Origin of the sequence: Streptomyces sp. R21 (assembly GCF_041051975.1) — a bacterium.
Taxonomy (GTDB): Bacteria; Actinomycetota; Actinomycetes; order Streptomycetales; family Streptomycetaceae; genus Streptomyces.
On record NZ_CP163435.1, the window covers coordinates 2907317 to 2921916 of the forward strand.

The 14600-nt window shown below is 71.3% G+C and carries 10 protein-coding genes; 3 read left to right on the plus strand and 7 right to left on the minus strand.

All coding sequences use genetic code 11. The annotated features are described in order from the left end of the window. The first annotated feature begins 11 nt into the window (after positions 1–11). The 3 genes from AB5J56_RS13005 (at position 12) to AB5J56_RS13015 (ending at position 6744) form a co-directional block, all read left to right on the plus strand. Positions 12–5015, plus strand: coding sequence for an ATP-dependent helicase (locus AB5J56_RS13005; protein WP_369232868.1), 5004 nt, complete (start codon positions 12–14; stop codon positions 5013–5015). A 62-nt stretch (positions 5016–5077) separates the two neighbouring features. Beyond that, positions 5078–5920, plus strand: coding sequence for a DNA-formamidopyrimidine glycosylase family protein (locus tag AB5J56_RS13010; RefSeq protein WP_369232869.1), 843 nt, complete (start codon positions 5078–5080; stop codon positions 5918–5920). Between the two features lie 62 nt (positions 5921–5982). After that, positions 5983–6744 carry an SDR family NAD(P)-dependent oxidoreductase gene (locus tag AB5J56_RS13015; protein ID WP_369232870.1) on the plus strand — a complete coding sequence of 254 codons (762 nt, stop codon included), beginning with the start codon at positions 5983–5985 and terminating at the stop codon, positions 6742–6744. 178 nt (positions 6745–6922) lie between these two features. Here AB5J56_RS13015 and AB5J56_RS13020 read toward each other — a convergent pair whose 3' ends face one another. The 7 genes from AB5J56_RS13020 to AB5J56_RS13050 form a co-directional block, all read right to left on the minus strand. Further along, positions 6923–7186: a hypothetical protein gene (locus tag AB5J56_RS13020; RefSeq protein WP_369232871.1), complete on the minus strand. Its 264-nt coding sequence runs from the start codon at positions 7184–7186 to the stop codon at positions 6923–6925. Between the two features lie 227 nt (positions 7187–7413). Then, positions 7414–7791: a helix-turn-helix transcriptional regulator gene (locus tag AB5J56_RS13025; protein ID WP_356136705.1), complete on the minus strand. Its 378-nt coding sequence runs from the start codon at positions 7789–7791 to the stop codon at positions 7414–7416. A 109-nt stretch (positions 7792–7900) separates the two neighbouring features. Beyond that, a complete protein-coding gene (locus AB5J56_RS13030; RefSeq protein ID WP_369232872.1) occupies positions 7901–8446 on the minus strand; it encodes a CinA family protein in 546 nt (181 codons plus the stop codon). Then, a complete protein-coding gene (pgsA, locus tag AB5J56_RS13035) occupies positions 8443–9156 on the minus strand; it encodes a CDP-diacylglycerol--glycerol-3-phosphate 3-phosphatidyltransferase (protein WP_369232873.1) in 714 nt (237 codons plus the stop codon). Before pgsA ends, AB5J56_RS13030 begins: the two co-directional genes overlap by 4 nt. Beyond that, positions 9153–10628 carry a 30S ribosomal protein S12 methylthiotransferase RimO gene (gene rimO, locus AB5J56_RS13040; RefSeq protein ID WP_369232874.1) on the minus strand — a complete coding sequence of 492 codons (1476 nt, stop codon included), beginning with the start codon at positions 10626–10628 and terminating at the stop codon, positions 9153–9155. Before rimO ends, pgsA begins: the two co-directional genes overlap by 4 nt. 97 nt (positions 10629–10725) lie before the next feature. Then, the gene (locus AB5J56_RS13045) at positions 10726–11586 is read right to left on the minus strand and encodes a helix-turn-helix domain-containing protein (protein ID WP_369232875.1); all 861 of its coding nucleotides are present in this window, start codon (positions 11584–11586) and stop codon (positions 10726–10728) included. Between the two features lie 264 nt (positions 11587–11850). Continuing rightward, positions 11851–14592, minus strand: a complete 2742-nt coding sequence (locus AB5J56_RS13050; RefSeq protein WP_369232876.1) for a DNA translocase FtsK — start codon at positions 14590–14592, stop codon at positions 11851–11853. Between the last annotated feature and the right edge of the window lie 8 nt (positions 14593–14600).

The window sequence follows — 14600 nt, forward strand, 5'->3', positions numbered from 1 at the left end:
AGGATGGACGCATGGTCAGCTCCGCACACCGAGCCCTGGACGGCTTCTCACCCGCAACCCGCGGCTGGTTCACGGGGGCGTTCTCCGCGCCCACCGCGGCTCAGGCCGGTGCGTGGAGAGCCATCGCCGAGGGCTCGGACGTGCTGGTCGTAGCCCCCACCGGCTCCGGCAAGACCCTCGCCGCGTTCCTCGCCGCGCTGGACCAGCTGGCGTCGACCCCGCCACCGGCCGACCCCAGGAAGCGCTGCCGGGTCCTGTACGTGTCCCCGCTCAAGGCCCTCGCGGTGGACGTCGAGCGCAACCTCCGCAGCCCACTGACCGGCATCCGCCAGGAGTCCGTACGCCTGGGCCTGCCCGAGCCCGAGGTGAAGGTGGGCATCCGCTCGGGCGACACCCCGGCGGCGGAGCGCCGCGCCCTGGCCACCCGCCCGCCGGACATCCTGATCACGACCCCGGAGTCACTGTTCCTGATGCTCACGTCGGCCACGCGCGACGCGCTGACCGGCATCGAGACGGTGATCCTGGACGAGGTGCACGCGGTCGCGGGCACCAAGCGCGGCGCGCACCTCGCGCTCACCCTGGAGCGCCTCGACGAGCTGCTGCCCAAGCCCGCCCGCCGCATCGGCCTCTCCGCCACCGTGCGCCCGGTGGACGAGGTCGCGCGCTATCTGTCTCCGCGCCGCAAGGTGGAGATCGTCCAGCCGCCGTCCGGCAAGGAATTCGACCTCTCCGTGGTCGTCCCGGTCGAGGATCTGGGCGAGTTGGGCGGCTCCCCGGCGGCCGATGCGAACGACGGCGCGGAGAAGCCCTCCATCTGGCCGCACGTCGAGGAGCGGATCGCCGACCTCGTCCAGTCCCACCGTTCGACGATCGTTTTCGCCAACTCCCGCCGCCTCGCGGAACGGCTCTGCAACAGGCTGAACGAGATCGCGTACGAGCGGGCGACCGGCGAGCCCCTGGAGGAGGCGCACGCCCCGGCGCAGCTGATGGGCGGCTCGGGCGCGGCCCAGGGAGCTCCTCCCGTCATCGCCCGCGCCCACCACGGATCGGTCTCCAAGGAGCAGCGGGCGCTCGTCGAGGAGGACCTGAAGGCGGGCCGCCTCCCCGCGGTGGTCGCCACGTCCAGCCTCGAACTGGGCATCGACATGGGCGCGGTGGACCTGGTGATCCAGGTCGAGTCCCCTCCGTCCGTGGCCTCCGGCCTCCAGCGCGTGGGCCGCGCGGGGCACCAAGTGGGCGCGGTCTCCACGGGAGTCGTCTTCCCCAAGTACCGCGGCGACCTGGTCCAGGCGGCGGTGGTCACCGAGCGGATGCGCACCGGCTCCATCGAGTCGCTCCGGGTCCCGGCGAATCCCCTGGACGTGCTGGCCCAGCAGCTCGTCGCGATGACCGCGCTGGACACCTGGCAGGTGGACGATCTGCTCGCCACGGTCCGCCGTGCCGCCCCCTTCGCCTCACTCCCGGAGTCGGCGTTCACAGCCGTGCTGGACATGCTCGCGGGCCGCTATCCGTCGGACGCCTTCGCGGAGTTGCGCCCGCGGGTGGTGTGGGACCGCGTCGGCGGGACGGTCACCGGGCGCCCCGGCGCGCAGCGTCTCGCGGTCACCTCCGGCGGCACGATCCCCGACCGCGGGCTCTTCGGGGTCTTCCTGGCGGGGGCCGACCCCAAGAAGGGCGGCGGCCGGGTCGGCGAGCTCGACGAGGAGATGGTCTACGAGTCCAGGGTCGGCGACGTCTTCACACTCGGCACCAGTTCCTGGCGTATCGAGGACATCACCCGCGACCGGGTCCTGGTCTCGCCCGCTCCCGGCGTCCCGGGCCGGCTCCCGTTCTGGAAGGGCGACCAGCTGGGCCGCCCGCTCGAACTGGGCCGCGCGGTCGGCGCGTTCCTGCGCGAGGTCGGCTCACTGCCCAAGGAGGACGCCCGCCTGCGCCTCCTCGCCGCGGGTCTGGACGCCTGGGCCGCGGACAACGTCCTGTCGTACCTGGCCGAACAGCGCGAGGCGTGCGGGCACATCCCGGACGACCGCACGATCGTGGTCGAGCGTTTCCGCGACGAGCTGGGTGACTGGCGGGTCGTCGTGCACTCGCCCTTCGGCGCCCAGGTCCACGCTCCGTGGGCCCTCGCGCTGGGCGCCCGCCTCTCCGAGCGGTACGGCATGGACGCGCAGGTCATGCATGCCGACGACGGCATCGTGCTGCGGCTCCCGGACGCCGACCTGATGGGCCTGGACCTGCTCGACCAGGAACCGGCAAGGACAGGCACGGAGTACGACGCGGAACAGGCCCCCGTCGGTGCGGCGGACGTCGCCTTCGACAAGGGCGAGGTCGATCAGATCGTCACGGACCAGGTGGGCGGATCGGCCCTTTTCGCGGCCCGCTTCCGCGAGTGCGCCGCGCGGGCGCTGCTGCTGCCGCGCCGCAGCCCGGGCAAGCGCACCCCGCTGTGGCAGCAGCGCCAGCGCGCCGCCCAACTCCTCCAGGTGGCGAGCGAGTTCGGGTCGTTCCCGATCGTCCTGGAGGCGGTCCGCGAGTGTCTCCAGGACGTCTTCGACGTCCCGGGTCTCACGGAGCTGATGGGCGACATCGAGTCCCGCAAGGTGCGCCTCGTGGAGGTCACCACGCCCGAGCCGTCCCCCTTCGCGCGCTCCCTTCTCTTCGGTTACGTGGCCCAGTTCCTGTACGAGGGTGACTCGCCGCTCGCCGAGCGGCGCGCCGCCGCCCTGTCGCTGGACTCGCGACTGCTTGCCGAACTGCTCGGGCAGGCCGAGCTGCGTGAGCTGCTCGACGCCGACGTCCTGACCGAGCTGGAGCGGGAGCTCCAGTGGCTGACCGAGGACCGGCGCGTCAAGGACGCCGAAGGTGTCGCGGACCTGCTGCGCATGCTGGGCCCGCTCACGGACACCGAGCTGGCCGAGCGCGGCGCGGATCCGCAGTGGGCGCGGGAGCTCGCCGGAGCCCGCCGCGCCATCCGGGTCCGCATCGGCGGCGCCGACCACTGGGCGGCGATCGAGGACGCCGGACGCCTGCGCGACGCACTCGGCACGGCGTTGCCCGTCGGCGTCCCGGAGGCCTTCACCGAGCCGGTCAAGGACCCCCTGGGCGACCTCCTCGCGCGCTACGCCCGCACGCACGGCCCGTTCACGTCGACCACGGCCGCGGCCCGCTTCGGTCTCGGCACAGCCGTCACCGACGGGGCGCTGCAACGCCTTGCGGCCAACGGGCGTGTCGTACAAGGGGAGTTCCATCCGGCGGGCATCGGCCAGGAATGGTGCGACGCGACAGTCCTACGACGGCTGCGGCGCCGTTCGCTGGCGGCGCTGCGCCACGAGCTTGAGCCGGTGCCGCCCGCCGCGCTCGCGCAGTTCCTGCCGCAGTGGCAGCACGTCGGCAGCGGGCACGGGCTGCGCGGCATCGACGGACTGGTGCGTGCGATCGAACAGTTGCAGGGCGCGTCCGTCCCCGCGTCGGCGCTGGAGAAGCTCGTGCTGCCCTCCCGTGTCGCCGGGTACGCCCCCGCGCTGCTCGACGAGCTCACCTCGGCCGGGGAAGTGGTCTGGGCCGGAGCCGGGGCATTGCCGGGCAAGGACGGCTGGGTGTCTCTCTATCTGGCCGACGCGGCCCCGCTGCTCCTCCCCAACCCGCACCCCTTGGAGCCGACCGCGCTCCACCAATCCGTCCTGGACATCCTCTCCGGGGGCTACGGCCTCTTCTTCCGCCAGATCGCCGACCAGATCCGCGCCACCACACACCCGGACGTCACCGATCCCCAACTGGCCGACGCCATCTGGGATCTGGCCTGGTCGGGGAGGCTCACGAACGACACGCTCGCCCCGATGCGCTCCCTCCTGGGCTCCGGTCGCACCGCCGGATCCACGGCCCACCGCGCCAAGCGCACGGTGCCTCGGGGCCGCTACGGCTCGCTGACGGCTGCCGCACGCCCCGCCTCCCGCACCGGCCCCCCGACGGTCGCCGGCCGCTGGTCGCTGCTCCCGGCCCGCGAGCCCGACGCCACGGTGCGCGCCCACGCCCTGGCCCGCACGCTGCTGGACCGGCACGGCGTCGTGACACGCGGTGCGGTCGCCGCGGAAGGTGTCGAGGGCGGCTTCTCGGCGACGTACCGCATCCTGTCGGCCTTCGAGGACAGCGGTCAGGCACGTCGCGGCTATGTGGTGGAAGGACTCGGCGCCGCGCAGTTCGCGATGGACGGCGCGGTGGACCGCCTGCGCGCGACGGCGAACGCCCGGGATCGCGGCGAGACCCTGCCCGAACCGGACTTCGGCGACGGCTTCCCCATCCCGAACGGCTTCCCCGGCCCCCACCACTCCACAGCCACACCAGACTTCACCGATCCCCAAACCCCCCTGGACCCCCTTCACCAGCACGACGCCGCGAACACTCCCGACTTCTTCGACGACCTCGACCGGCCGGACGCCTCCGACACCCCCGGTCGTAGGCCCATCAACAGCGCATCCAACACAGGCAGCGCCGGCCATCCCGGAACCCCCAGCCCGTACACCTTCACCGACGACCACGGCTTCTCCGCCGACTCCGCCTTCTCGTCCCGCTCCGGCCGCCCGACCGGCCCGGGCTACTCCCCCGGCCGCTCCCGCTCCGGCAGCGCCTCCCAGGCCGTGGTCCTGGCCGCCGCCGACCCCGCCAACGCCTACGGCGCCGCGCTTCCCTGGCCCGAGCCCCCGACCGGCGCCGGGCACAAGCCCGGACGTAAAGCGGGCTCCCTGGTCGTGCTCGTCGACGGCGAGCTGACGCTGTACATGGAGCGTGGCGGCAAGACCCTGCTGGCCTGGCCCGCCGACCCGGACGGCACGGTCACGGATGACGTTCGCCTCCGCGCCGCCGCCGAGGCCCTCTCCGCGGCCGCCCGCGCGGGCTCGCTCGGCACGGTCACCGTGGAGCGTGTCAACGGCGCCTCCGCCCTCACCTCCCCCTTCGGCACCCTTCTGGAAGGAGCCGGATTCATCGCGACCCCGCGCGGACTGCGCCTGCGCGCGTGATGCGCACATCGACGCCCGACCTCACCCCGCAAAAGCCCCCGACCCGTGCCACCCTGGACCCCATGCCCGAAGGAGACACCGTCTGGCAGACCGCGAGGCGCCTGCACATCGCGCTCGCAGGCAAGAGGCTGATCCGCTCCGACCTGAGAGTGCCCAAGTACGCCACCGCCGACCTGACCGGTCGTACGGTGCTGGACGTCACCCCCCGCGGCAAGCACCTCCTCACCCGCATCGAGGGCGGACTGACACTGCACTCACATCTGCGGATGGACGGATCGTGGAAGGTGTACGGGAGCGGCCAGCGCTGGAGCGGCGGCCCCGCGCACCAGATCCGGGCGATCCTCGGCAACGCGGAACGCACGGCTGTCGGCTATCGCCTCCCCGTACTCGAACTGCTCCGCACCACCGACGAGCGCCACGCCGTCGGCCACCTCGGCCCCGACCTCCTCGGCCCGGACTGGGACCCGGACAGGGCCCTGAAGAACCTCCTGAGTGACCCGGCACGCTCCCTCGGCGAGGCCCTGCTCGACCAGCGCAACCTCGCGGGCATCGGCAACATCTACAAGAGCGAGCTGTGCTTCCTCCTCAGGGTCACCCCCTGGCTGCCCGTCGGCGAGCTCCCGGCCGACCTCGCCGCCCAGCTGCCGCCCCTCGCCAAGAAGCTTCTGGAAGCCAACCGCGACCGCCCGGCCCGCAGCACCACCGGCCGCCGCGACCAGAATCTCTTCGTCTACGGCCGCGCACCGCGCCCCTGTCTGCGCTGCCACACCTCGATCCTGCTCGCCGACCAGGGCGACGGCTCCCGCGAACGCGCCACCTACTGGTGCCCGACCTGCCAGACGGGCCCCACGCCGCCACCGCCCGCCGCCCGACTCCGTGGAGCTCCCCGACGTACCAGCAATTGACCGACCGGAAAATGACCGACCGATAATTGACGGACCGTCAGAAACCCTCGTACCGTCCCTACATGGCCGTCAAGGCGTACGACCTCACCGGACGCACCGCATTCGTCACCGGCGCTGCCGGCGGCATCGGCCGCGCATCCGCCGTACTGCTCGCCGAGTCGGGCGCCGTCGTCCACTGCGCGGATCGCGACGCGCAGGGCCTGCACGAGACGGCGACACTCATCAAGGACCAGGGCGGCACCGCGCACACCCACCCCCTCGACGTCACCGACCGCGACCGGCTCGCGGAGGCCGTCACCTCCTGCGAACGCCTCGACATCATGGCGGCGATCGCCGGGATCATGCACAGCAGCCCCGTCCTGGAGACCCGGGACGAGGACCTCGACCGGGTGCTGGGCATCAACTTCAAGGGCGTGCTGTACGCCTGCCAGGAGGCGGCCCGCCACATGATCGGGACGCACACGCGCGGCAGCATCATCACCATGGCGTCCGGTGCCATCGACACCGGCGGACCGGGGCTGCTCTGCTACAGCGCGGCGAAGGCGGCCGTCGTCCAGCTGACGAAGACCCTGGCGACCGAGGTCGGCCCGCACGGCATCCGAGTCAACGCAGTCGCCCCGGGCTGGATCCGTACACCGATGACCGACCGCCACGGGGAGGCGCAGGCCCGCACCGAGGCGTTCATGGCGCGCCTCTCCCCCCTGGGCCGGGTCGGCGAACCGGACGACATCGCCCACGCCGTACTGCACCTGGCCTCGGACGCCTCGTCGTTCACGACGGGCCAGATCCTCCGCCCCAACGGCGGCGTCGCCATGCCCTGGTGACCCTCCACCCTCGGTCAAGCCCTCCCCGAAGCCATCTCAAGCCTCGCTCAAGCCCTCACCGAAGCGACCTCAAGCCGCCTTCGAGCCGCCGTAGATCGCGGCCATGACGACCTTGCCCTGCTCCAGGTCGTCACCGCCACCCCCTGGGCGCACCGCCCCAGACCCCACCCCCGAGCCATCACGACGGGCTGGATCCACCGCCCCAACGGCGCCACCGCGACGCCCGTCCCGACCGCTCACGACCACCCGCGTCCTCGACCGCCCCGCCCGCCCGCACCTTCGGCACACAGTGCACCGGCAACAGGCTCAGCCCCCACCCCCCGGTCGCGACCGCCCCCTCCAACACCCCGGCGTCGGGCGCCAGCAGCAGCCGGAGCACTCCCCACCACCACAGCGCGCCGAGCCCCAGAGCAACGGCCCAGCGAACCGCTCGTCCTGCCATGGCCGCCACCTCCAGCCCGACGCTAGACCGCCGCACGCACCAGTCGGCAGGGCGCACCTGCGGCACAGGGGCGCACGCCCGGCCCACGCCCACCATGACATAGCTGGAGATTTAGGTCATATGGAGGCATACGAAAGCCCCGGCCGCGTCCTCCAGATCTCCCTGGAGAAGCCCTGACCGGGGCTTCGTACACGATTCTTCACCTCATGAGCGCGTGCTCGCGAGGATCAGGCGGCGACCACGTCCACTGCCTCGGCGGGCGCCTTGATGGTGACCCGTTCCGGTGGCACACCGGTGACGGATACGGAATTCAGCATCGGACGGCGCACCGCTGCGGGCACCGGCGCTGTGGCCGCTGCCGACTGTGCCAGCTCCGCGAGGGCGAGCTCGTCGCTCACTTCCCGCATGAGCTCGGACATCCGTACGTCCAGCGCGTCGCAGATCGCGGAGAGCAGTTCGGAGGAAGCCTCCTTCTGCCCCCGCTCCACCTCGGAGAGATAGCCGAGTGAAACTCGGGCGGACGAGGAGACTTCGCGCAGAGTACGGCCCTGGCGTTGGCGCTGCCGACGCAGCACGTCACCCAGCAGGCGACGGAGCAGAATCATCGGTGGCTCCCTCCTCGGACCGCGTAGCCGCATCCTTCACGCCCCACCGTACCGCCTTGCGCCGCGGCCGTGCGGGGAGCGATGTCGTGTTCACTCAGGGCTGCAAACATCAAGTCCCCCCGTTCTGTTCCGTATCCTGTGCCCGCTCATTCCCGGTCTGTTCGCCCGCGAGCTGCTTCAGAAGCAGCGCGAGTACGCTCCGTACACTCTCCATACGGATTTCCGCACGGTCGCCGTTCAACCGCAGCGGCAGCACTTTCCCGCCACGATCCCCGTGAAAATTGGCTTCAGAAGGTCCGTCGACGGCCACGAAAACCGTTCCGACCGGCTGTCCGTCCTGGGGTTCGGGCCCGGCGACACCGGTGGTGGCGATCCCCCAGTCGGCGCCCAGCGCCTTGCGTACGCCGGCCGCCATCTGGGCCGCGACCTGCGGATCCACCGCTCCGCGCTGGGCCAGCAGAGTGGCGTCGACGCCCAGCAGCTGATGCTTGAGTTCGGTGGCGTAGGCGGTCACTGAGCCCCGGAAGGCCTTGGACGCCCCGGGCGTAGCTGTGATCTCCGCCGCCACCAGGCCACCGGTGAGCGACTCGGCGACGGCGAGCGTCTCGCCCCTCACCGTGAGTAGTCGCAGCACTTCGGCGGCCGCGGGGTTCACCGCTCGGCCTCCTCGGCCGCCGCCTGCCGCTCGGCGATTCCGCGCCTGCGCAGCACAATGGCCTGTCTCACATAGTCGAGCCCGGTGACCACGGTCAGGACGACCGCCGCGGCCATCACCCAGAACCTCAGGGTGGCCAGCGGCCCCGTCAGCGCCAGGATGTACATCCCGACGGCGGTGCCCTGGGTCAGGGTCTTCATCTTGCCGCCGCGGCTCGCCGGGATGACGCCGTAACGGATCACCACGAAACGCAGCAGGGTGATCCCGAGCTCACGCCCGAGGATCACCCCGGTCACCCACCACGGCAGATCGCCGAGCGAGGACAGACAGATCAGCGCCGCACCCATGATCGCCTTGTCGGCGATGGGGTCGGCGATCTTCCCGAAGTCGGTGACGAGGTTGTACGTACGCGCCAGATGGCCGTCGAAGATGTCGGTGATCATGGCGACGGCGAAGGCCGCCCACGCCCAGGCCCGCATGGCCGGGTCGTAGCCGCCGTCGGCCAGCATCAGCGCCACGAATCCCGGCACGAGGACGAGCCGGACCATGGTCAGGATGTTCGCGATGTTCCAGAGGCTGGCCTGGTTGACGGCCGCATCGACCAGCTTCCCGCCACGCGCCGACTTGGCGCCCCCCGGAACGCCGGAGGCGCCCGCCGCACCTTTCGTGCTGGGGGAGCCGCCCGCCGCGGATGCCGGGACTCCGGTCATCTGCCCGCCTCCTCAGTACACGGGAGCGAGCCCAGGAGCGGCTCGGCCACCAGGTCGACACCTTCCGTACCGACCACCTTCGCCTCGACCATACGGCCGACGGTCAGACCTTCGCCGCTCGTGAACAGCACCTGGCCGTCCGTCTCGGGCGCCTGGTGCGCGGCGCGGCCGACCGCGCCCTCCATGTCGTCGATGGACTCGACCAGGACGTGCACCGTCTCGCCGACGCGCTCCTCGGCGCGCTGCGAGACCAGCTGCTCGGCCAGCCTGGAGACACGGGCGAGCCGCTCGGCCACGACGTCCTCGTCCAGCTTGTTCTCGTACGTCGCCGCCTCCGTGCCCTCCTCGTCGGAGTAGCCGAAGACACCGATCGCGTCGAGTCGCGCGCCGGTGAGGAAGCGCTCCAGCTCCGCCAGGTCCTCCTCGGTCTCGCCGGGGAAGCCCACGATGAAGTTGGAGCGGACACCGGCCTGCGGGGCCTTGGCGCGGATCGTGTCGAGCAGCTCCAGGAAGCGGTCGGTGTCGCCGAAGCGCCGCATCGAGCGCAGCACGGCGGGCGCGGAGTGCTGGAAGGACAGGTCGAAGTAGGGCGCGATGTTCGGCGTGGACGTCAGGACGTCGATGAGGCCGGGGCGCATCTCGGCCGGCTGGAGGTAGCTGACGCGCACCCGCTCGATGCCGCCGATCTCCGCCAGCTCGGGGAGCATGGTCTCCAGGAGACGGATGTCACCGAGGTCCTTGCCGTACGAGGTGTTGTTCTCGGAGACCAGCATGACCTCCTTGACGCCCTGCTCGGCCAGCCAGCGGGTCTCGTTCAGTACGTCGCTGGGGCGCCGCGAGATGAAGGAGCCGCGGAAGGACGGGATGGCGCAGAAGGAGCAGCGCCGGTCGCAGCCGGAGGCGAGCTTCACCGAGGCGACGGGCGAGCCGTCGAGACGGCGGCGCAGCGGCGCGCGGGGGCCGGAGACCGGAGCCACGCCCTCCGGGAGGTCCGTGGGGGCGCCGTGGCCGGGAAGGGCCACTTCCCCGCCGGCGTCCTGCCGCTCCGCCGGGCTGATCGGCAGCAGCTTGCGGCGGTCGCGCGGCGTGTGCGAGGCGTGGATGCCGCCGTTCAGGATGGTCTGGAGGCGGTCGGAGATGTCTGCGTAGTCGTCGAAGCCGAGCACGCCGTCGGCCTCGGGCAGGGCTTCGGCGAGCTCCTTGCCGTACCGCTCGGCCATGCAGCCCACCGCCACGACGGCCTGGGTTCTGCCATGGCCCTTGAGGTCATTGGCCTCGAGGAGGGCGTCTACGGAGTCCTTCTTGGCGGCTTCGACGAAGCCGCAGGTGTTGACGACGGCGACGTCCGCTTCCTCGGCGTCCTCCACGAGTTGCCAGCCGTCCGCCTCCAAGCGGCCTGCGAGCTCCTCCGAGTCCACCTCGTTACGGGCGCAGCCAAGAGTGACGAGTGCGACGGTACGGCGTTCAGGCATGGGCTCAAGACTACTTTGTCTCACTGACAGCCCACGTCGACGGGGTTGGCCGATCTTGGCCAACCCCGTACCGGCATGCTCCGAAGGCCGAAGAACGTCAGCCGACCTCGGGGTCGCCCTTCGTATACGTGAGGCGCTCGACCTGGCCCGGCCGGAAGTCGTCCTCGATCTTCTTGCCGTTCACGTAGAGCTGGATCGCGCCCGCGTCACCGAGGACGAGGTTGACCTTCGAGTTGTCCTGGAAGGTCTGGGACTGGCCCTTCTTGAGCAGCCCGTCGAAGAGCAGTCGGCCGTTGTGGTCCTTGGCGGAGATCCAGCTGCGGCCGTCGGTGGCCGTCACCTGGACGGTGACCTTGTCCCGGGGGGCGGCCGCGATGGCGCTGTCCGAGGGGTCCGGCTTCGGATCGGCGGGCTTGGTCGCGGTCGGCTTGGTCGCGGGCTTGCTGGTGGTCGGCGTGGACCCCTCGGCGACCTGCGTCTTCGTGCCGTCCCCGTCGTCGCCCCCACCGATCACGGTGAAGCCGACGAAGCCGATCACCGCGACGATCGCGGCGACCATGGCGGCGGTCCAGTTGGGCCCGCGGCGCTCCGGGCGGATCCGCTCCGCCTCGAAGAGCGGGGCCGCCGGCGTCGGAGCCGGACGGCCGCCGTGCTCGGCGTCGTACTGCGCGAGCAGCGGGGCGGGATCGAGGCGCACAGCGCGCGCCAGGGTGCGGATGTGACCGCGCGCGTAGACGTCACCGCCGCAGGGGGCGAAGTCGTCCTGTTCGATCGAGTGCACGATGGCGATGCGGACCCGGGTGGCGTTGCTGACGTCGTCGACGGTCAGTCCGGCCTCGATGCGCGCCTGCCGCAGGGCGCGGCCGATCGAGAGGCGTTCGGCTTCAAGGCCGTGGTCTTCTTCGAACGGACGCTCGTCTTCGGGGGAGTTGCCGTCAGGGGAGTTGCCGATGGACACGGGGGCGCCTTTCGAGCGTGTAGCCACCTGTGCTGGAGGTTCAGTCTAGGGGGGGTACGAAAGGGTGGGGCAACCGGGCGGTAGGACTTTGTACGCCATCAGAATGGCCGGTCATCCTGATGCTGGGACATGTACCTGTCCCCTCCCTCAACTTGACGTACGCCAAAGGGAAACGGTTGCTCGCGGTTTCCTTACGGGTGAGTCACGTTCGCATACCCACGCGCCGCGGCCCCATCCGCCCGGTGACCGACCTGCCCCGATTCCTTACGCTTCAGCTTCCCCACGAATCACCGCGAGCACTCCATCCAGCTCATCGGCCTTCACGAGAACGTCACGCGCCTTGGAGCCCTCGCTCGGACCGACGATGCCCCGGGACTCCATGAGGTCCATCAGACGTCCCGCCTTGGCGAAGCCGACGCGCAGTTTGCGCTGGAGCATCGACGTGGACCCGAACTGCGTGGAGACGACCAGCTCGGCCGCCTGGCACAGCAGGTCGAGGTCGTCGCCGATGTCCTCGTCGATCTCCTTCTTCTGCTTGGTGCCCACGGTGACGTCGTCCCGGAAGACCGGCGCCATCTGGTCCTTGCAGTGCTGGACGATCGCCGCGACCTCGTCCTCGGTGACGAATGCGCCCTGCATACGGGTCGGCTTGTTGGCGCCCATCGGCAGGAAGAGCCCGTCGCCCTTGCCGATCAGCTTCTCGGCGCCGGGCTGGTCGAGGATGACGCGGCTGTCGGCGAGCGAGGAGGTGGCGAAGGCGAGCCGGGAGGGCACGTTCGCCTTGATCAGGCCCGTGACGACGTCGACGGAGGGCCGCTGGGTGGCGAGCACCAGGTGAATGCCGGCCGCGCGCGCCAGCTGCGTGATGCGCACGATCGAGTCCTCGACGTCACGCGGCGCGACCATCATCAGGTCGGCGAGCTCGTCGACGATCACCAGCAGGTACGGATAGGTCCTGAGCTCCCGCTCGCTCCCCTCCGGCGTTTTGAGCTTGCCGTCGCGGATGGCCTGGTTGAAGTCGTCGATGTGCCGGTAGCCGAACGCCGCGAGGTCGTCGTAGCGCAGATCCATCTCCCGTACGACCCACTGGAGGGCCTCGGCGGCCCGCTTCGGGTTGGTGATGATCGGCGTGATCAGGTGCGGAATGCCCTCGTACGCCGTCAGCTCGACGCGCTTGGGGTCGACGAGCACCATGCGGACGTCCTCGGGGGTCGCGCGCACCATGACCGACGTGATCAGGCAGTTAATGCACGACGATTTACCGGAGCCGGTGGCTCCGGCGACCAGGACGTGCGGCATCTTCGCGAGGTTGGCCATCACATAGCCGCCCTCGACGTCCTTGCCGAGCGCCACCAGCATCGGGTGGTCGTCCTCGGCCGCGTCCGCCAGCCGCAGGACGTCGCCGAGGTTGACCATCTCGCGGTCGGTGTTCGGGATCTCGATGCCGACCGCGGACTTGCCGGGGATCGGGCTGATGATCCGCACGTCCGGGCTGGCGACGGCGTACGCGATGTTCTTGGTGAGGGCCGTGATCCGCTCGACCTTCACGGCCGGGCCGAGCTCGACCTCGTAGCGGGTGACCGTCGGACCGCGCGTGAAGCCGGTGACGGCGGCGTCGACCTTGAACTCCATGAAGACGTTCGACAGGGAGGCGACCACGGCGTCGTTGGCGGCGCTGCGCGTCTTGCCGGGACCGCCGCGCTCCAGGAGGTCGAGCGACGGCAGGGAGTACGTGATGTCGCCGGAGAGCTGGAGCTGCTCGGCGCGCGGCGGCAGGTCGCGCGCCGCCTCGGGCGCGGCCTTGGTGAGGTCGGGCACGACGGACTCGACCTTCAGGGCCTCCTGCTTGGGGGCCTGCTTGGCGCCCTTGGCCCGCGCGGCCGGCACAGGGGTCGTCTCCTCGTACCCGTCCCGCTCCACGCTGACGCCCTGCGTCAGATCGGCCACCAGCGGGGACGGCGGCATCCCGTGCAGCACGGCGCCGTCGAGCGCGGCGGCAGCGGCCGCGGCGACATCCACCGCGTCCATCGGCCGGTTCATGTCGGGCTGCTGCACGGCGGGCCGCCGGGGGCGGCTCCGGCGCCTGCTGAGCGCCTCCTGCTCGGCACCGTCGGGGTCATAGGACTCGGGAGCGCTCGTACGGCGCCGGGAGCGCGCGGGCAGCGCCTCGCGCCACTGCTCGTCGTAGCGCTCGTCGTCCCCGAGGAGGTCGGCGTCGTCCAGGTCGGCGTCGTCGGCCTGGACGATGCCCAGCTTCTGGCCGAGCAGCCGCAGCCGCTGCGGAATCGCGTTCACCGGGGTCGCCGTGACGACCAGCAGGCCGAAGACGGTGAGCAGCACGAGCAGGGGTACGGCGAGGACCTCGCCCATCGTGTACGTCAGCGGGGTGGCCGTTCCCCAGCCGATGAGCCCTCCGGCGTCCCTTATCGCCTGCATGCCGTCGCTGCGCGCGGGCGCCCCGCACGCGATGTGGACCTGCCCGAGCACGCCGATGACGAGCGCGGACAGGCCGATCACGATGCGTCCGTTGGCGTCGGGCTTCTCGGGATGCCGGATGAGGCGCGCGGCGATGACGCCGAGCAGTATCGGGACGAGCAGGTCGAGGCGCCCGAAGGCACCGGTCACCAGCATCTCGACGAGGTCGCCCACGGGCCCTCGCAGATTGGACCAGGTCCCGGCGGCGACGATCAGCGAGAGGCCGAGCAGCAGGAGCGCGAGGCCGTCCTTGCGGTGCGCCGGGTCGAGCCCCTTCGCGCCGCGCCCTATGCCGCGGAACATCGCTCCGACGGCGTGCGCGAGCCCGAGCCAGAGGGCGCGTACGAGTTTGTACACGCCCGCGGTCGGGTTGGGCGCCGGCGCGGGTGCGGGCTTCTTCGCCGCGGCCTTCTTGGCGGGCGCCTTCTTTGCGGCTGCCTTTTTCGCGGGGGCCTTCTTCGCCGGAGCCTTCGTCGGCCCGGCCGCCTTCTTGGCGGGCGGCTTCTTGGCTGCGGAGGGACGTGAGGCCATGAGTGTGA